This is a genomic window from Bacillus sp. KH172YL63 (assembly GCF_011398925.1).
In the GTDB taxonomy this organism is placed as follows: domain Bacteria; phylum Bacillota; class Bacilli; order Bacillales; family Bacillaceae_B; genus Rossellomorea.
In genome coordinates this window covers 3,449,061-3,467,500 of the sequence record NZ_AP022842.1, presented here as the reverse complement: position 1 = coordinate 3,467,500, position 18,440 = coordinate 3,449,061, and the positions used below count along the sequence as shown (strand labels likewise).

The 18,440-nt window shown below is 47.2% G+C and carries 9 protein-coding genes, 21 tRNA genes, 2 rRNA genes and 1 pseudogene (1 of these 33 only partly in view); 31 read left to right on the top strand and 2 right to left on the bottom strand.

Annotated elements, in window-relative coordinates; all coding sequences use genetic code 11:
• The 28 genes and pseudogenes from KH172YL63_RS17790 to KH172YL63_RS17655 form a co-directional block, all read left to right on the top strand.
• Positions 1 to 1,341, top strand: a 23S ribosomal RNA gene (locus KH172YL63_RS17790) (it extends 1,589 nt beyond the left edge of the window).
• A 166-nt stretch (positions 1,342 to 1,507) separates the two neighbouring features.
• Positions 1,508 to 1,624: ribosomal RNA gene (rrf, locus tag KH172YL63_RS17785) — 5S ribosomal RNA — on the top strand.
• 10 nt (positions 1,625 to 1,634) lie between these two features.
• Positions 1,635 to 1,710: transfer RNA gene (locus KH172YL63_RS17780), tRNA-Val, on the top strand.
• An 8-nt stretch (positions 1,711 to 1,718) separates the two neighbouring features.
• Positions 1,719 to 1,794 (top strand) — tRNA-Thr (locus KH172YL63_RS17775).
• Positions 1,795 to 1,807: 13 nt separating this feature from the next.
• Positions 1,808 to 1,883: transfer RNA gene (locus tag KH172YL63_RS17770), tRNA-Lys, on the top strand.
• A 33-nt stretch (positions 1,884 to 1,916) separates the two neighbouring features.
• Positions 1,917 to 2,001: transfer RNA gene (locus KH172YL63_RS17765), tRNA-Leu, on the top strand.
• An 8-nt stretch (positions 2,002 to 2,009) separates the two neighbouring features.
• Positions 2,010 to 2,084, top strand: a tRNA-Gly gene (locus KH172YL63_RS17760).
• 5 nt (positions 2,085 to 2,089) lie between these two features.
• Positions 2,090 to 2,178 (top strand) — tRNA-Leu (locus tag KH172YL63_RS17755).
• Positions 2,179 to 2,252: 74 nt separating this feature from the next.
• Positions 2,253 to 2,329: transfer RNA gene (locus KH172YL63_RS17750), tRNA-Arg, on the top strand.
• 5 nt (positions 2,330 to 2,334) lie between these two features.
• Positions 2,335 to 2,411: transfer RNA gene (locus tag KH172YL63_RS17745), tRNA-Pro, on the top strand.
• An 8-nt stretch (positions 2,412 to 2,419) separates the two neighbouring features.
• Positions 2,420 to 2,495 (top strand) — tRNA-Ala (locus KH172YL63_RS17740).
• Between the two features lie 53 nt (positions 2,496 to 2,548).
• Positions 2,549 to 2,625: transfer RNA gene (locus tag KH172YL63_RS17735), tRNA-Met, on the top strand.
• Positions 2,626 to 2,629: 4 nt separating this feature from the next.
• A tRNA-Ile gene (locus KH172YL63_RS17730) sits at positions 2,630 to 2,706 on the top strand.
• An 18-nt stretch (positions 2,707 to 2,724) separates the two neighbouring features.
• A tRNA-Ser gene (locus KH172YL63_RS17725) sits at positions 2,725 to 2,817 on the top strand.
• A 23-nt stretch (positions 2,818 to 2,840) separates the two neighbouring features.
• Positions 2,841 to 2,914 (top strand) — tRNA-Met (locus tag KH172YL63_RS17720).
• An 86-nt stretch (positions 2,915 to 3,000) separates the two neighbouring features.
• Positions 3,001 to 3,077 (top strand) — tRNA-Asp (locus KH172YL63_RS17715).
• Between the two features lie 31 nt (positions 3,078 to 3,108).
• Positions 3,109 to 3,184: transfer RNA gene (locus KH172YL63_RS17710), tRNA-Phe, on the top strand.
• Positions 3,185 to 3,206: 22 nt separating this feature from the next.
• Positions 3,207 to 3,282: transfer RNA gene (locus KH172YL63_RS17705), tRNA-His, on the top strand.
• A gap of 15 nt (positions 3,283 to 3,297) precedes the next feature.
• Positions 3,298 to 3,371 (top strand) — tRNA-Gly (locus tag KH172YL63_RS17700).
• 10 nt (positions 3,372 to 3,381) lie between these two features.
• A tRNA-Ile gene (locus KH172YL63_RS17695) sits at positions 3,382 to 3,458 on the top strand.
• Between the two features lie 9 nt (positions 3,459 to 3,467).
• Positions 3,468 to 3,542: transfer RNA gene (locus KH172YL63_RS17690), tRNA-Asn, on the top strand.
• Positions 3,543 to 3,547: 5 nt separating this feature from the next.
• Positions 3,548 to 3,638: transfer RNA gene (locus tag KH172YL63_RS17685), tRNA-Ser, on the top strand.
• 4 nt (positions 3,639 to 3,642) lie between these two features.
• A tRNA-Glu gene (locus KH172YL63_RS17680) sits at positions 3,643 to 3,714 on the top strand.
• 706 nt (positions 3,715 to 4,420) lie between these two features.
• A pseudogene (gene glgB / locus KH172YL63_RS17675) lies at positions 4,421 to 6,307 on the top strand (1,4-alpha-glucan branching enzyme); the annotation flags it as partial.
• Complete coding sequence (locus KH172YL63_RS17670; protein WP_173107343.1) at positions 6,297 to 7,454, top strand: glucose-1-phosphate adenylyltransferase; 1,158 nt, start codon at positions 6,297 to 6,299, stop codon at positions 7,452 to 7,454. The pseudogene glgB and the gene KH172YL63_RS17670, both read left to right, overlap by 11 nt.
• A 39-nt stretch (positions 7,455 to 7,493) precedes the next feature.
• On the top strand, positions 7,494 to 8,522 hold the full coding sequence (locus tag KH172YL63_RS17665) for a GlgC family sugar phosphate nucleotidyltransferase (protein WP_173107342.1): 1,029 nt from the start codon (positions 7,494 to 7,496) through the stop codon (positions 8,520 to 8,522).
• Positions 8,519 to 9,964 (top strand): glycogen synthase GlgA, encoded by a 1,446-nt coding sequence (gene glgA, locus KH172YL63_RS17660; protein WP_173107341.1) that lies wholly within the window; start codon positions 8,519 to 8,521, stop codon positions 9,962 to 9,964. The genes KH172YL63_RS17665 and glgA overlap by 4 nt, the downstream gene beginning before the upstream one ends.
• Positions 9,954 to 12,359, top strand: a complete 2,406-nt coding sequence (locus KH172YL63_RS17655; protein WP_173107340.1) for a glycogen/starch/alpha-glucan phosphorylase — start codon at positions 9,954 to 9,956, stop codon at positions 12,357 to 12,359. Before glgA ends, KH172YL63_RS17655 begins: the two co-directional genes overlap by 11 nt.
• Before the next feature lie 35 nt (positions 12,360 to 12,394).
• Here KH172YL63_RS17655 and KH172YL63_RS17650 read toward each other — a convergent pair whose 3' ends face one another.
• Both KH172YL63_RS17650 and KH172YL63_RS17645 read right to left on the bottom strand, forming a co-directional pair.
• Entirely contained in the window at positions 12,395 to 13,156 is a 762-nt protein-coding gene (locus KH172YL63_RS17650; protein WP_332066879.1) for a TraR/DksA C4-type zinc finger protein, read from the bottom strand.
• 109 nt (positions 13,157 to 13,265) lie between these two features.
• Positions 13,266 to 14,189: a 1,4-dihydroxy-2-naphthoate polyprenyltransferase gene (locus KH172YL63_RS17645; protein WP_173107338.1), complete on the bottom strand. Its 924-nt coding sequence runs from the start codon at positions 14,187 to 14,189 to the stop codon at positions 13,266 to 13,268.
• 303 nt (positions 14,190 to 14,492) lie between these two features.
• Here KH172YL63_RS17645 and KH172YL63_RS17640 point away from each other — a divergent pair, with 303 nt between their 5' ends.
• From KH172YL63_RS17640 to menH, 3 genes are read left to right on the top strand one after another with little or no spacing between them, the layout of a single operon-like run.
• Complete coding sequence (locus tag KH172YL63_RS17640; RefSeq protein WP_232066057.1) at positions 14,493 to 15,896, top strand: isochorismate synthase; 1,404 nt, start codon at positions 14,493 to 14,495, stop codon at positions 15,894 to 15,896.
• A complete protein-coding gene (gene menD / locus KH172YL63_RS17635; RefSeq protein ID WP_173107337.1) occupies positions 15,889 to 17,637 on the top strand; it encodes a 2-succinyl-5-enolpyruvyl-6-hydroxy-3-cyclohexene-1-carboxylic-acid synthase in 1,749 nt (582 codons plus the stop codon). The genes KH172YL63_RS17640 and menD overlap by 8 nt, the downstream gene beginning before the upstream one ends.
• Positions 17,609 to 18,427, top strand: coding sequence for a 2-succinyl-6-hydroxy-2,4-cyclohexadiene-1-carboxylate synthase (menH, locus tag KH172YL63_RS17630; RefSeq protein ID WP_332066878.1), 819 nt, complete (start codon positions 17,609 to 17,611; stop codon positions 18,425 to 18,427). Before menD ends, menH begins: the two co-directional genes overlap by 29 nt.
• Positions 18,428 to 18,440 lie beyond the last annotated feature (13 nt).

Sequence of the window (18,440 nt, the reverse complement as noted above, 5' to 3'; positions counted from 1 at the left end):
GTAGCGAAGTTCCTGATTCCACACTGCCAAGAAAAGCCTCTAGCGAGGAAAAAGGTGCCTGTACCGCAAACCGACACAGGTAGGCGAGGAGAGAATCCTAAGGTGAGCGAGAGAACTCTCGTTAAGGAACTCGGCAAAATGACCCCGTAACTTCGGGAGAAGGTGCTCTGGTAGGGTGCAAGCCCGAGAGAGCCGCAGTGAATAGGCCCAGGCGACTGTTTAGCAAAAACACAGGTCTCTGCGAAGCCGTAAGGCGAAGTATAGGGGCTGACGCCTGCCCGGTGCTGGAAGGTTAAGAGGAGTGCTTAGCGCAAGCGAAGGTGCGAATCGAAGCCCCAGTAAACGGCGGCCGTAACTATAACGGTCCTAAGGTAGCGAAATTCCTTGTCGGGTAAGTTCCGACCCGCACGAAAGGCGTAACGATCTGGGCACTGTCTCAACGAGAGACTCGGTGAAATTATAGTACCTGTGAAGATGCAGGTTACCCGCGACAGGACGGAAAGACCCCGTGGAGCTTTACTGTAGCCTGATATTGAATTTTGGTACAGCTTGTACAGGATAGGTAGGAGCCTTGGAAACCGGAGCGCCAGCTTCGGTGGAGGCATCGGTGGGATACTACCCTGGCTGTATTGAAATTCTAACCCGCGCCCCTTATCGGGGTGGGAGACAGTGTCAGGTGGGTAGTTTGACTGGGGCGGTCGCCTCCTAAAGAGTAACGGAGGCGCCCAAAGGTTCCCTCAGAATGGTTGGAAATCATTCGCAGAGTGTAAAGGCACAAGGGAGCTTGACTGCGAGACCTACAAGTCGAGCAGGGACGAAAGTCGGGCTTAGTGATCCGGTGGTTCCGCATGGAAGGGCCATCGCTCAACGGATAAAAGCTACCCCGGGGATAACAGGCTTATCTCCCCCAAGAGTCCACATCGACGGGGAGGTTTGGCACCTCGATGTCGGCTCATCGCATCCTGGGGCTGTAGTCGGTCCCAAGGGTTGGGCTGTTCGCCCATTAAAGCGGTACGCGAGCTGGGTTCAGAACGTCGTGAGACAGTTCGGTCCCCTATCCGTCGTGGGCGCAGGAAATTTGAGAGGAGCTGTCCTTAGTACGAGAGGACCGGGATGGACGCACCGCTGGTGTACCAGTTGTCTTGCCAAAGGCATCGCTGGGTAGCTATGTGCGGAAGGGATAAGTGCTGAAAGCATCTAAGCATGAAGCCCCCTCGAGATGAGATTTCCCATCACGTAAGTGAGTAAGATCCCTAGAAGATGACTAGGTAGATAGGTCAGAGATGGAAGCATGGCGACATGTGGAGTTGACTGATACTAATCGATCGAGGACTTAACCACAAAGAGTCATATTTATATGAACAACAGGCTGATATTCGGCTTTCTTGACATCAATTCTTTATCTAGTTTTCAGGGAATAAATTTTATGCGAAAGTATAAAAAAAGCCTTGAAAAATTATATCAACACGATATAATAGAACTTGTCCTTTTAAAGGATAAACAATAGTCTGGTGATTATGGCGAAGAGGTCACACCCGTTCCCATGCCGAACACGGAAGTTAAGCTCTTCAGCGCCGATGGTAGTTGGGGGATCTCCCCCTGTGAGAGTAGGACGTCGCCAGGCTATATATAATGGAGGATTAGCTCAGCTGGGAGAGCATCTGCCTTACAAGCAGAGGGTCGGCGGTTCGATCCCGTCATCCTCCACCATTACACTTGCCGGTGTAGCTCAACTGGTAGAGCAACTGACTTGTAATCAGTAGGTTGGGGGTTCAAGTCCTCTTGCCGGCACCATTTGGTTTTTTGAGAGCCATTAGCTCAGTTGGTAGAGCATCTGACTTTTAATCAGAGGGTCGAAGGTTCGAATCCTTCATGGCTCACCATTTTTATCATGTAAGTTCAATGACTTACAATTTGCGGGTGTGGCGGAATTGGCAGACGCACCAGACTTAGGATCTGGCGCCGCGAGGCGTGGGGGTTCAAGTCCCTTCACCCGCACCATTTGTTTTGCGGAAGTAGTTCAGTGGTAGAACACCACCTTGCCAAGGTGGGGGTCGCGGGTTCGAATCCCGTCTTCCGCTCCATACTAGCCGGGGTGGCGGAACTGGCAGACGCACAGGACTTAAAATCCTGCGGTAGGTGACTACCGTACCGGTTCGATTCCGGTCCTCGGCACCATAGATTTTTGCGCAAGCAAATTATCTTTCCATAAGGTGCTTTAAAAAGTAAAAAAACAACAATATTTACATCTTGCGCCCGTAGCTCAATTGGATAGAGCGTTTGACTACGGATCAAAAGGTTAGGGGTTCGACTCCTCTCGGGCGCGCCATATTTCGGGAAGTAGCTCAGCTTGGTAGAGCACTTGGTTTGGGACCAAGGGGTCGCAGGTTCGAATCCTGTCTTCCCGACCACTTCATATGGGGCCTTAGCTCAGCTGGGAGAGCGCCTGCTTTGCACGCAGGAGGTCAGCGGTTCGATCCCGCTAGGCTCCACCAAGTTTTTTTACGACAGTAACGAAACTTTCATACTTCAACATAGCTTGTTTCTTGGCGGTGTAGCTCAGCTGGCTAGAGCGTACGGTTCATACCCGTGAGGTCGGGGGTTCGATCCCCTCCGCCGCTACCAATAGGGACCTTTAGCTCAGTTGGTTAGAGCAGACGGCTCATAACCGTCCGGTCGTAGGTTCGAGTCCTACAAGGTCCACCAAGTACCATTTTTCAATACGGAGGAATACCCAAGTCCGGCTGAAGGGATCGGTCTTGAAAACCGACAGGGGTGTAACAGCCCGCGGGGGTTCGAATCCCCCTTCCTCCTCCATTTTTAAATTATATTCTTAACGTCGCGGGGTGGAGCAGTTCGGTAGCTCGTCGGGCTCATAACCCGAAGGTCGCAGGTTCAAATCCTGTCCCCGCAATACCATTTTTGCTAACGCAAGGTAATGAACCATATTTTGCTGACGTAAAGTAATGAAAGTTATTTTTGCTGACGCAAAAAAACTCTGGTCCGGTAGTTCAGTTGGTTAGAATGCCTGCCTGTCACGCAGGAGGTCGCGGGTTCGAGTCCCGTCCGGACCGCCATTTGTTTTTTTTAAAATATTTAGAATAATATGGCTCAGTAGCTCAGTTGGTAGAGCAATGGACTGAAAATCCATGTGTCGGCGGTTCGATTCCGTCCTGAGCCACCATTTTTTGTTTGTGAATATTATGGCGATTGTGGCGAAGTGGTTAACGCACCTGATTGTGGTTCAGGCATTCGTGGGTTCGATTCCCATCAGTCGCCCCATATTTTCATTCTTTTGCGGGTGTAGTTTAGTGGTAAAACCTCAGCCTTCCAAGCTGATGATGAGGGTTCGATTCCCTTCACCCGCTCCAATTATTTTATGGGCCTATAGCTCAGCTGGTTAGAGCGCACGCCTGATAAGCGTGAGGTCGGTGGTTCGAGTCCACTTAGGCCCACCATCATATTATTCCGCAGTAGCTCAGTGGTAGAGCTATCGGCTGTTAACCGATCGGTCGCAAGTTCGAATCTTGCCTGCGGAGCCAATTACGGGGAAGTACTCAAGTGGCTGAAGAGGCGCCCCTGCTAAGGGTGTAGGTCGGGCAACTGGCGCGAGGGTTCAAATCCCTCCTTCTCCGCCATCTTGGCCCATTGGTCAAGCGGTTAAGACACCGCCCTTTCACGGCGGTAACACGGGTTCGAATCCCGTATGGGTCATATTAAAAAAGACTATCATCATGATAGTCTTTTTTATTTTGTTTATAAACCTTCAGCTGCTTTCATCCAGCCTTGCGTTGATAAAAATTTCAAGTCATACATTCCTCCTCTGTCGGCAGGGCTCAAGCGAGCAAACCGGCCAGCCATCTACATCCCCGGGAAAATAGCCCTCCCGCATATTTGAAAAATCAATGCTTTCTGAAGCCGTCCAAAATCTCTCATCTTCTCTCCGGCACATGCAGCGCTTCAACTCCGAACAGCTTCTCCTTGTAAAGACGTATGCTGTGATCCCTCCTTCTCTATCACACTCTCCTGAAATTTAAGAAATTGTCTACTATTTGGTTTACATCATCTGTTATTTAGTCCTTGTACAAAAACTTGATTTACCCATTCACCTTCCACCGTTCGACAACTCCACTACCTATCCTATTGAACCCATTTGATTCAAACTTCAAGTATTTCTCTATATCCTCTCTTATTAATTTCATTTTAAGTGAAAAAACTTTCGACAAACTTCGCTATCGATTTCCTCTGTTTTTACTGCTAAATCAAAATGTAAACCTTATCATTTGTCATTAATATCCAATTATGCCGAAGTTAACGTAAGGAGTGTAGTAAATTGTCGTAATTGAGCGACGATTAGTTAAAGGATTTTACTGATGTTAAAAGAAAGTAGTATGTAGATTGAAAAAGTGTAGGTGAGTTGATGAACGCAATGACCATAACAGATTATGATGTTTATTTATTTCATGAGGGAAGTATGCAGCAGGCCTATCAGTTTATGGGGGCACATGTAGTGAGGGATGCTACAGGCACTCATACAGAATTTTGCGTTTGGGCACCGAAAGCTAGACAGGTTACAGTAGTGGGTTCGTTTAACGATTGGAATGGTGTCGGGTATGAACTTAGACGCCGCAATGACCAAGGGATATGGACGGCCCGTATACAGGGGGATTTGACGGGAGAAACGTATAAATATGAAATCACGACTCCTTATGGCACCAAGAAATTAAAGGCGGATCCATATGGGTTTGCCTCTGAGAAGCGCCCGCGAACCGCAAGTGTCGTGTACGACCTCCAGGGATTCGCCTGGGAAGATGAGAAGTGGCTTGAAGAAAGGGCCTCGCAAGCGGTCTACGATAGGCCGATGTCGATCTATGAAGTGCATTTAGGCACATGGAAGAAGAAAGCAGGCAAGTTTCTTTCCTACAAGGAATTGGCTCAGCAATTGATTCCTCATGTAAAGGCGCATGGCTTTACCCATATAGAGCTTCTCCCGGTCACAGAGCATCCTTTTGACAGGTCCTGGGGGTATCAGGGGACCGGTTATTACTCTCCTACAAGCAGGTACGGTTCTCCACATGAGCTGATGGCCTTTGTGAATGAGTGTCACCTACATTCCATCGGGGTGATCCTTGACTGGGTCCCGGGGCACTTTTGTAAGGATGCACACGGCCTGTATGAATTTGACGGTTCATTTGCTTATGAGTACGGAGAAGAACGGGATCGTGAGAATTATACGTGGGGGACGGCGAATTTTGACCTTGGAAAAGGGGAAGTCAGGAGTTTCCTCATATCCAATGCCCGCTTTTGGATGGAAATGTATCATATTGATGGGTTCCGGATCGATGCTGTTGCCAATATCATTTACTGGGCGAATCAGGGACAGACGGCTCCGAATGACGGTGCCATCCAATTCTTGAAGAAATTGAATACGGCAGTGTTTGAGTATGATCCTTCCATCCTGATGATGGCAGAGGATTCAACAGACTGGCCGCAGGTGACATCACCTGTCCATTATGGAGGCCTGGGATTTAATTATAAGTGGAACATGGGATGGATGAATGACGTCCTTAAATATATGGAAACCGAACCCTCTGAAAGAAGGCATGTACATTCGCTGATTACCTTTTCGCTGTTGTATGCCTATTCAGAGAATTATGTCCTTCCTTTCTCCCATGATGAAGTGGTACATGGGAAGAAGTCGTTGTTAAATAAGATGCCGGGTGATTATTGGCAGAAATTCGCACAATATCGTCTGCTGCTGAGTTATATGTTCGCCCATCCAGGGAAGAAGCTTTTGTTCATGGGGAGCGAGTTGGCACCTTTCTCTGAGTGGAAGGACCTGGAAGAACTGGATTGGCATTTGATGGATTACGAATTTCATCATAAATTCAATTCATATTTCAAAGAACTTCTGCATTTATATAATGGTGCTGCACCGTTATTCCAAATGGACCATCGCTCTGAGGGATTTGAGTGGGTGGATGTCAATAATGCAGCACAGCAGATTTTTTCTTTCATCCGTTATGGGGGCGAAGAAGGGGATCATCTGGTGATCATCTGCAATTTCAGTCCGAACGTGTATCACCAGTATAAAGTAGGGGTGAACAACGCAGCGGAGTACGAGGAAATCTGGAACAGTGATGATGAGCGATTTGGCGGTTCCCATCAGGTGAATCCGCTGCCGCTCACTGTGCATAAAGAGGGATACCACGGAAGGGAAGGCTATGTGGAAATGACGATTCCACCATATGCAGCCGTTTATTTAAAACCAAACGATTGGAAGGGGAGAAGGAAAGATGGCAAAAGGTAGATGCGTGGCCATGTTATTAGCAGGTGGAAAAGGGAGTCGATTGAGTTCTTTGACCAAAAGCCTGGCGAAGCCGGCTGTACCATTCGGAGGAAAGTACAGGATTATTGATTTCACCCTGAGCAATTGTACAAATTCAGGGATTGATACAGTTGGTGTCCTCACCCAGTACCAGCCACTCGTATTAAATTCTTATATCGGGATCGGAAGCGCGTGGGATCTTGACCGGAAACACGGCGGGGTGACGGTGCTGCCGCCTTATGCTGAATCATCCGAAATGCGCTGGTATACGGGGACGGCAAGTGCCATCTATCAAAATATGAATTACCTTGAGCAGTATGATCCTGAGTACGTATTGATTCTGTCCGGTGACCATATTTACAAGATGGACTACAGCAAAATGCTTGATTATCATATCGAGAAAAAAGCAGACGTCTCGATTTCTGTCATTGAAGTGGGCTGGGATGAAGCGAGCCGTTTCGGCCTGATGAACACGAATGATGATATGAGGGTCACGGAATTCGAAGAAAAACCTGCTTTTCCAAAAAGTAATCTGGCGTCAATGGGCATTTACATCTTTAACTATTCGGTGCTTAAAGATTACTTGGAGATGGATGAACGGAACCCTGACTCAAGCCATGACTTTGGAAAGGATGTCATCCCGCTCTTGCTTGATGAGAAGAAGAAGCTGATGGCTTACCCGTTCCAGGGTTACTGGAAGGATGTCGGCACAGTGAAGAGCTTATGGGACGCGAATATGGATTTGATTGATGAGGAAAACGAGCTGAATCTGTTCGATCATGACTGGAGGGTGTATTCAGTGAATCCGAATGAGCCTCCTCAATATATCGCAGAAGATGCATTGGTCGAGGGATCGCTTGTCAATGAAGGATGTACGATCGAAGGGACCATCCGTAAATCTGTCCTGTTCCAGGGGACGACGGTGAAAAAGGGAGCACATGTCGTTCGTTCCGTGATCATGCCTGACGCTGTCATCGGAGAAAACGCATATATCGAGCAAGCCATAGTACCATCCAATGTGAAAGTTCCAAGCGGGCTGTGCATCATGCCGGAAGAGGGATCTGATGAAATCATTCTTGTGACTGAATCATTCATAGAAACATTGTTGGAACAAGAAAAAGTCTGAGGCGAATATCATTATCACAACATAAGAGGAGGAAATATCTTGAAAAATACAATGCTTGGTGTTATTGATGCTACGAGTTATTACGAGTCGTTGGAAGATCTATTATTACATCGTTCATTAGCGGCTTTGCCGATTGCAGGGAGATACCGTTTGATCGACTTTGTTCTGTCGAATATGGTGAATTCTGATATCGGTTCGGTGGCCATTTTTCCGAAGTTTCAGTATCGTTCCCTTATGGACCATCTCGGCTCGGGGAAGAACTGGGATCTGAACCGGAAGCGTGATGGGCTGTTTTTCTTCCCGGCACCTGGACTTGAAGCAAATGAAGAGGGTGTGGGGTCATTCAATCATTTCGCCCATCATCTCGACTACTTCAACCGGAGCACCCAGGAGTACGCATTGATCAGCAACTGTTATACATTGGCGAATATCGATTTTCAGCCGGTGCTTGAGCGACATGTGCGAATCGGATGTGATATCACTGAAATGCGACATAAAGGTAAATCGATGGAAATGTATTTGGTCAAGACCTCCACGCTGATTGATTTGATCAAGGAGCGCAGGGAGTCCCGCTATACGTGCATGCAAGATGTTGTGAATGACATGGATAACGGGCTAAAGGTTTGTGGTTATGAGCATGACGGATTCGTCCAGACGATTGATTGTATTGAAGAGTACTATGAAGCCAGTATGAAGCTCCTGAATTTATCTTATTGGAAAGAGCTGTTCAAGAAAGATTCCCCGGTTTATACGAAAGTGAAGGATGAGCCGCCGACTCGGTATACTTCTGCAGCAAGCGTCAAGAACAGCATTATTGCCAATGGATGCTTCATTGAAGGGGAAGTGCGCAATTCCACAGTGTTCCGTGCCGTGAAAGTCGGCAAAAATACAGCGATTTTCAACAGCATCATTATGCAAAAGAGTCAAATTGGAGATAACTGTGTACTAGAGAATGTGATCTTGGATAAAGACGTGAAAGTGGAAGATGGTGTAAAGCTTATCGGAGATCCAAACAATCCAATCGTCATTCGTAAAGGGATGATTCAAGGAGCGCTGATGAATTCGTGAAGGTTTTATTTGTAGTATCTGAGTGTGTCCCTTTCGTTAAATCCGGCGGCTTGGCGGATGTAGCCGGGGCTTTGCCAAAGGAATTAAGGAGTCTCGGGACGGATGTCAGGGTGATCCTGCCAAAGTACGGCGGGATCTCCCAAGAATACCGCTCAAAGATGAAGAAGAAGAAAGAGTTCTTCGTCTCGGTCGGCTGGCGCAGCCAGTATTGTGGAATCGAAGAATACAGTGAACATGGCGTCACGTATTACTTTGTGGACAATGAATATTATTTCAAACGGGACCGTTTATACGGTTATTTTGATGATGGAGAGCGTTTTGCCTTTTTTACAAGAGCGGTATTGGAAGGGATCGCCGTCCTTGATTTCTATCCGGATGTGATCCACTGCCATGACTGGCATACAGGGATGATCCCTTTCCTGCTCCGTACAGAGTATCAGGAGAGACCAGGGTATTCGTTCATCCGGAGCATATTCACCATTCATAATCTCCAGTTCCAGGGGATCTATCCTAAACAGGTCATGACAGACCTTTTAGGCATTCATGATAAATATTTTCATCATGAATACCTGGAATTTTACGGAAACATGAACTTTATGAAGGGGGCACTGATTTCCTCTGATTTCGTCACCACGGTAAGCCCTACATACAAGGAGGAAATCCTGACCCCTTATTACGGGGAAAAGCTTCATGATATCCTTGGTCAGCGTTATCATCAATTGACCGGTATCCTGAATGGGATCGATGATGAAATGTATAATCCTGATGATGGACAATTCCCTTACTTCAGCGGAAATCTCAATGGGAAGAAGCAGGCGAAGTGTCACCTGCAAAAAAGGCTGGGGCTTGAGGAGAATGAAGGAATCCCCCTTGTATCAATCATTTCAAGGTTAACAAGCCAGAAAGGATTGGAATTAGTAAGGGGAGTCTTTCATGAAATACTTCAGGAGAATGTTCAGTTTGTCCTTCTTGGAACAGGGGATTGGGAGTTCGAACAATTCTTCAGGGAGATGGAGTGGACATATCCAGAAAAAGTGAGGGTGCAGATCGGCTTTAATGAAGACCTCGCAAAGGAGATTTATTCCGCCAGTGACTTATTCCTCATGCCTTCCAAATTTGAGCCGTGCGGATTGGGGCAGCTCATTGCGATGCGTTATGGTGCACTTCCTCTGGTCAGGGAGACAGGTGGACTGAACGACACGGTGGAGTCTTATAATGAAGAGACGAAAACCGGGAATGGTTTCTCTTTCAAGAACTTCAATGCCCACGACATGCTTTTCACCTATCGAAGAGCCCTGTCGATCTATCACAATGACCCGGAAACATGGAATCATATTGTACGGACCGCCATGAATAAGGATTATAGTTGGGCTCAATCAGCTTTCAAATATAATCAATTATATGCTGACTTGGTATTGAGGAGTGAAAGCCATGTTTTCTGATCCGATTGAATTCAAGGAGATGTTCCTGAAAAAGCTTGAAATGATGTACGGTAAGACGTTCCCCGAGTCCAGCAGTCAGGATCAGTATTTCACGCTGGGTCACCTGATCCGGGAATACATTTCGATGAACTGGATCCATACGAATGAACAATACCGTTTCAATAAACAAAAGCAGGTCTACTACTTATCGATCGAGTTTCTATTGGGACGCCTGCTTCGTCAAAACCTGATGAATTTAGGGATCTACGATGTTGTAGATAAAGGATTGAAAGACCTTGGAATCGATCTTGCCGACATGGAAGAAGTAGAGCATGATGCAGGATTAGGAAACGGTGGACTGGGACGGTTGGCTGCCTGCTTCCTTGATTCTCTCGCATCTCTTAATCTGCCTGGACACGGGTACGGCATCCGTTATAAGCACGGATTGTTTGAACAAAAGATTGTGAATGGGTTTCAGATGGAGCTTCCAGAGCAGTGGCTCCGTCATGGTCATGTATGGGAAGTCCGGAAATCGGATCTGACCGTCGAAGTGCCATTCTGGGGGAAGGTGGAGTCCTTTACCGAAAATGGTGTGTTGAAATTCCGGCATGTGGATGCAGAAATCGTAGCGGCTGTGCCGTATGATATGCCGGTCGTGGGCCATGAAACGTCGACGGTCAATACCCTTCGTTTATGGAGTGCCGAGCCTGCTGCTTATAAAGCAGGGAAAGACATGATGAAGTATAAGCGTGATACGGAGGCAATCACCGAATTCCTCTATCCCGATGATACCCATGATGAAGGGAAGATCTTGCGCTTGAAACAGCAGTATTTCCTTGTAGCGGCAAGCATCCGCTCCATTCTGGATTCCTACTTGTACCGTAATGGGGAGCTGAAAGACCTGCATGAAAATATCTCCATTCACATCAATGATACACATCCGGTCCTTGCCATCCCGGAATTGATGAGGGTCCTGCTTGACGAATATGCATTTGAGTGGGAAGAGGCATGGGAAATCACGACGAAAACTTTCGCCTATACGAATCATACAACGCTGTCGGAAGCGCTTGAAAGGTGGCCGGTTCGCTTATTTCAGCCCCTCCTGCCCCGCATCCACATGATCGTGAATGAAATCAATGAGCGGTTCTGCAAGGAGCTGTGGGAAGAATATCCGGGGGAATGGCATCGAATCGAAGAGATGGCGATCATCTCCCATGACGAGGTGAAAATGGCCCATCTTGCCATAGTCGGAAGCTTCAGTGTGAACGGCGTTGCTAAAATTCACACGGAAATTTTAAAACAAAGGGAAATGAACTTATTTTATCAATTTTATCCTAATAAATTTAATAGCAAGACGAACGGAATCACCCACAGGAGATGGCTGCTCAACAGCAACCAATCGCTTTCGAATCTGATTACATCCTCCATTGGGGACGGGTGGATCAAGGACCCTGCAAAGCTTGCGAAGCTGAAAGAGTATCACCATGATTCCAGTTTCCTGAAGGAATTATATGAAGTGAAGCAGGAGAATAAACGAAAGCTCTCTAACCGGATCCTTGAAAGCAATGGGATCGTAGTTGATCCGACATCGATCTTTGATATCCAGGTGAAGCGGCTGCATGCATATAAGCGTCAGCTCATGAATGTACTGCACATCCTCCATCTTTTCAATCGATGTGTGGAAGACCCATCATTTGACTTTCATCCCCGGACGTTCATTTTCGGGGCAAAGGCATCCCCGGGTTATTATTACGCGAAGAAAATCATTAAACTGATCCATTCAGTCGCGGATCTAGTGAATGATCATCCACTCGTAAAGGACCGCATCAAAGTCGTGTTCCTGGAAAATTACCGGGTCTCGTTAGCCGAAGAAATCATACCGGCAGCCGATTTGTCTGAACAGATTTCGACGGCGAGCAAAGAGGCGTCAGGGACAGGGAACATGAAGTTCATGATGAACGGAGCATTGACAATCGGCACGCTGGACGGTGCCAATATTGAAATCTTAGAACAGGTTGGGAAAGAAAATATATTCATTTTCGGACTGACTGCTGAAGAAGTGATGAAATATCAGCATCATGGCGGCTATTATGCCATGGAGTATTTCCACTATGATGCCCGCATCAAAAAGGTGCTGAATCAGCTGATCGATGATACGCTGCCGGATGCAGGGGATCATTTTGAAGCCATTTACGATTCGTTATTGACTGAGAATGATCAATTCTTTGTACTGAGGGATTTCGATTCGTATGTGAGGGTTCATGAACAGGCCGGGAAGGCGTATGAGAATAAGGAGCACTGGTCCCGTATGTGCCTGCAGAACATCGCCAACTCGGGCTATTTCTCCAGTGACAGGACGATTGAGGAGTATGCGAAGGGCATTTGGGGAATTGCCGAGGGAAGTTTGATCAAGTAATGAAAAACGCTGGGGGATGCACCCCAGCGTTTTTATTATTTCTTCTTATCCGATACATAGCTGTCCCCATCTTTATACGGAATATCGCCAAGAGGGGATTCCAGATCGTTGTCGTCGAGCATATCTTCGTATTCTTCATGTGTCTTCGAAGGGAAGGTCTTTCGGTTCGTGCCTTCCATATCGGTTCCGACGAATGATTCGTAGTCCTCTGTGAATCCCTCTGATGCATCATCATCCTGATACATTTCCGAGTAATCTTCATAATCCCCCTCAAAGTCAGATGGGGTTTCTGACGTCCCGAACCTGCCAACTTCCTGGAAGCTGTCCTGGTCATCCCGGACGTTTCCGTCTGTTTCGTGCCTGAATTCATTGTCGACAGGGGGCTGCAGTACATCTTCCTCCACCGGCCGGTCTTCGATGATCGATTGTTCAGGTGTATGATCCTTGCAGTAAAGGGTCGTCGGGATCGCTTCGAGCCTTTCATAGGGAATGTCGCCGCCGCATTCTTTGCACGTGCCGTAGCTTCCTTCACTGATTGCCTCGAGTGCATGTTGGATCTTATTTAATTCCAGTTTTGCATGGTCATCGATGGCGAAATCTTTCTCCCGTTCATATAATTCAGTGCCCATATCGGCCGGATGATTATCATATAGGGAAAGTTCACCTGAGTTATCACGTTCATTTGTATGGTGAAGGTTATCTAAATCCTGATGTAAATGCTCCTGTAGCTGCTTTTGCTGTTGAACCAATTCCTGTTTCAATGTTTGTATTTGGCTGTCTTTTAGCAATTTCTTCACATCCTTCATTATGTTCGCTTAAATAGTGTACTAACCATACTTTATCCGAAAGTGCCCGTGTTAAAACATAAAAAAAGAGCCGACCGCTTTGAAGGTCGACTCAATATGATTAGAACAAGTATGCAAGTAATAATCCGATGGATAAGAGGAATCCAAAGATTGTATTCGTTTGGGCAGTTGCCTTCATGGCAGGCATCATTTCAAGCGGCTGTGATTTGCCGATGAATCCCTTCGTGGCCTTGACTGCCTTAGGGATGCTTAAGAATGTCACGAATACCCAGGGGGAAGAAATCCCCGAAACGACCAGACCGATGATCCAGGCGTAAGAAACGAAGAACATGGCCCCCAACAGGATGATCGCGCCCTTTTTTCCTACAAGGATGGCAATCGTCTTGCGTCCGTTTTCTTTGTCTCCATCCAGGTCCCGGATATTATTGGCAAGCAGGATCGCGCCAACCAGGATCGATACCGGAATTGAGATCAATACGCTGTCTGCATTGATATAGCCGGTCTGGATGTAAAAAGATATGAGGATGATCACGACGCCCATAAAGAACCCGGCTACAAGTTCGCCAAAAGGCGTGTAGGCAATTGGCATCGGTCCCCCAGTATAAAAGTACCCTGCCGCCATGCACACTATACCTATGAGTGCCAGCAGCCATGTGCTGTTGAGGCATATATAGATCCCTAGCAGCAAGGCAACGCCGTAGAGGGCGAAAGCCAGATTGATGACCGTCGACGGTTTGACACCATTGCGGACGATGGCTCCACCGATTCCGACAGAATGCTCTGTATCCAACCCCCGTTTAAAGTCATAGTATTCATTGAACATATTGGTGGCTGCCTGAATGAGCAGGCATGCAATCAACATGGCCGCAAAAAGCAGTACGTTCACTTTTGTAAATTGAAGCGCGAGTACAGTACCGAGTAAAACAGGCACAAATGCCGCGGTCAGTGTGTGTGGCCTCGTCAGCTGCCACCAGATCTTCCAGCCTTTATCTGATTCCAACACGTTGGATGCTTGTTGTTCCATCTCTCTCTCTCCCTTACACAATAAGGAATTTTCAGAAAACATTACAATTCCTTTACAGATTAAAGTGTAGGTAAAGGGCAGGGGACTGTCAATCATTTTTTACAAATCGGTGAAGGTGCTATTTTCCAGTAAATGAGGACTTTTACAACGCTTTTGGTTTCTCAAAAGGGGAAAAAGGGTTTATTATATATAATAAGGATAAATAGTGTAAACAAGTCTTATACTTCGTTGACACACCATAAAGACAGGTGTATCTTAAAATAAGTTTGACGTTTGTACGTGATTTTGTTTGGGGGAATTCAATTGGTTACCATTCACAAAACCAATATTGAAAAAGCATATGATACAGCCAAAATGAAGGCTAAACAAATAGATCGCCCCGTTCTTCTCAGTATAGTGGAGGAAGTCGATGCAGTGGATCCTCTTTCTTTCTATTATGGAGGAAGTTCTTTTCATGGAGAGCGTTTCTTATGGAAGGACCGTGACCATACGATTGCGCTCGTGGGGCTTGGAACCGCTCATATCCTGAAGTCAGGGAGCAAAGAACGATTTTTCACAGTCGAGAATGAGTGGAAGCGCTTTATCGGTGAGTCGCTCATTGTGACGGAAGAGGAGTGTGCCGGCACCGGTCCCGTACTGTTTGGCGGCTTCAGCTTCGATCCGCTGACGGAGAGTGGAAGCGAATGGGAGCCGTTCTCAGACGGAACGTTTCAATTACCTGTATTCATGCTGACAAAGCCCGGGAAGGCCACTTACATCACGATTAATCATATTTGTCACCCGGATGAAGATGAAGGTGTATTCCATGAACGGCTCAAAAAGAAAGATGAACTGTTAAAAATGGCGATGAATCCAGACACGCCCCGACGCCCAAAATGGGTGGCAAATAAGGATATCAGGCCGGGGGAATGGATGAATTCAGTCCAGAATGTGGTGGATCGGTTAAAGAAGGGTGAGATGGATAAAGTAGTCCTTGCCCGGAAATGTGAGATATCCTTTGACCGGGACATTCCATCCGATTTCGTATTGGACAACTTATGGAAGCAGCAGCCCGACAGCTTTGTGTTCAGTTTTGAAAGAGATGCCAGCTGCTTCATCGGGGCAACGCCAGAACGGCTTGTTAAGAAGACGGGAGAAGAAATCCTTTCTACTTGTTTAGCCGGTTCAATTGCCCGGGGAGAGACGTTGGAAAGCGATGAAGCGCTTGGAGAAGAAATCATGCACGATGAGAAGAACCGTTATGAGCATCAGCTGGTGGTCGAAAGCATCAAAGCGGCCCTTTCTCCGTTCTGTGACGAACTATCGATTCCGGAATCACCTCAATTGATGAAACTGAAAGATATACAACATTTATATACGCCGGTCATCGGACAGGCTTCCCGTCATACATCGCTTCTGAACCTGATCGAACAGCTGCATCCGACCCCAGCTTTAGGCGGGGTGCCGAGGGATAAAGCGATGCAGGTAATCAGGGAAGAAGAGAAAATGGACCGGGGCTTATACGCAGGTCCTGTAGGATGGATCGACGCTTACGGGAATGGGGAATATGCCGTTGCACTCCGCTCCGGCCTCCTTCAAAACGATAAAGCTTATCTTTACGCAGGATGTGGGATCGTAGCGGATTCACAGCCTGAAAGTGAATTCAAAGAAACACAGATGAAATTTCGGCCGATGCTCCGTGCATTAGGGGGAAACGTGTATGAATGAGGAACATCAAGAGAGATTAACCCATTATTTAGCAGCTTTCATTGAAGAAATGGTTGGAAATGGAGTAGACGAAGTAGTCATCAGCCCTGGCTCTCGTTCTACTCCTTTGGCGTTATTATTCGCCCATCATCCAAAAGTGAAGACATATATCAATGTAGATGAGCGTTCGGCAGCATTTTTTGCACTTGGAATGGCCAAGGCACAAAACAAACCGGTCGCCCTTCTATGCAGTTCAGGAACCGCCGGGGCCAATTACTACCCGGCGATCATCGAAGCCCGCTATTCACGGATACCGCTGATTGTCCTGACAGCAGACCGCCCTCATGAATTGAGGGAGGTGGGAGCGCCGCAAGCAATCGATCAAATTGACTTGTACGGGAAGCATGTCAAGTGGTCCACCGATATGGCGTTGCCGGAAATGACTCCTTCCATGCTCCGGTATGCAAGGTCATCTGCCGCCCGGGGAGTGTCCATATCAAAAGTGCATCCTCAGGGACCGGTCCATTTTAACTTTCCGTTCCGGGAACCGCTCATTCCAGATTTAAACAAGGTTGAGTTCAGTGATGTACATGGGAAGAAGGTCCATCATGGGGACGTGCACCTGTCGCCCGAATTAGTCGAGGAACTGCAACAGAAGCTGTCGGGATGTGAGCGGGGACTGATCATTTGTGGTCCGGGGATTAATCAGGATGCCGTTTCATCGATTGCCGAATTTGCCAAACGGTACGGAATGCCGATTGTCGCTGATCCCCTCAGTTTCTTAAGAAGCGGGGAGCACGACAAAGAACACGTGATGGATGCTTATGATACGTTTCTAAGGATAGATGAGCTGAAGGAAGCGCTTCGTCCAGATGCAGTCATCCGTTTTGGTGCGATGCCGGTGTCGAAGGCCCTGATGTTATTTTTGAAAGACTGTGATGACATCCCCACATGGATTGTAAGCAAGGGAGAGGACTGGCAGGACCCGACCGCAAGAGGGACCGATTATATTCACTGCAGTGAAAGACTGTTTTGTGAAAGTTTCATGGGACTTCCTTCAAGAGAAGGAAGTTGGATGAGAAAATGGAAAGACGTAAATATTGGAACGAAGGAACTGCTGCTTCAAGGCCATCGGGAATGGGATGAAGGACAGGCGGTTCATCAGCTCCTTCAGCATCTCCCTGAAAAGGCGGCACTGTTTGTCAGTAACAGCATGCCGATCCGGGACGTTGATACGTTTTTCTTTACAAATGACCTTTCACAGTCCATTTACGCCAATCGGGGTGCCAACGGAATTGACGGCGTCGTCTCCACGGCTCTCGGAATGAGTGTGAAACATGATCCTATGTACCTTCTAATTGGGGATCTGGCTTTTTTCCATGATTTGAACGGACTGCTTACCGCGAGGAAATATCAACTGAATATGACGATCATTGTGATGAATAATAATGGTGGGGGAATATTCTCCTATCTTCCGCAAGCAAAAGAACCGGATCATTTCGAAGACCTGTTCGGGACACCGATGGATCTGGAATTTGCCCATGCTGCAAAACTGTATGGGGCCGGGTTTATCCAAGTCACGGCTGAGGAAGAATTCCTGCCGGCACTTGAGGAAGCCGATCAGAGACGTGGGATCAACATCATTGAAGTCATGACAAATAGAGAAATAAATGTAGCAAATCATCGGAAATTGTGGAATTTTGTTTCCCGGGAAATGACGACGAGAGAAAATGGTGATCAATTTGATTCTTCATATCAATGATGTGTCCTATTTCATAGAAATAAAGGGGCAGGGCAAGCCCCTCGTTTTCCTTCATGGGTTTACCGGTGATACGTCAACGTGGACAAAGATCACTGATAAGCTTTCTTCCACTCACCAGTGCATCTCCATTGATTTGCCAGGCCACGGTAGGACCAGTTCACCGGAGGACTTCGGCAGATATGGGATGGAACGGGTGACAGATGATCTCCATGCAATTTTGACAAGCCTGCATGTGGAAAGTGCAACCCTGATCGGTTATTCGATGGGAGGCCGCACAGCTCTTCATTTCGCACTGATGCATCAGGATAAAGTGGAGACGCTGATTCTTGAAAGTGCCTCTCCCGGTTTGAAATCCGAAGAGGAAAGAGTGGAGAGGAAAAGGAAGGATCACGCCTTAGCAGACAGGATCGAACGTGAAGGCATACAAGCCTTCGTCGACTATTGGGAGGAGATCCCCTTATTTGCCACCCAGAAAAAATTACAGCAAGCAGAGCGGGAAGAAATCCGGAAGCAGCGCCTGAACCAGTCTGCCGTCGGACTGTCCAACAGTCTGAGGGGAATGGGGACAGGAGCGCAGGATTCGTTATGGAACAGGCTTGCTGAACTGAAAATCCCTGTTCATTTGCTTGTCGGGGAGCTGGATCCAAAGTTCCTGGACATTGCAGAGGAAATGAAAAAACGTAATCCGGCATTTCAAATTGTGACATTTTCCAACACAGGGCATGCAATTCATGTGGAAGAACCGCGAAAGTTTGGTACAATAATAGAGGATCTACTGTCTACTACATAAAGGAGGAAGATAC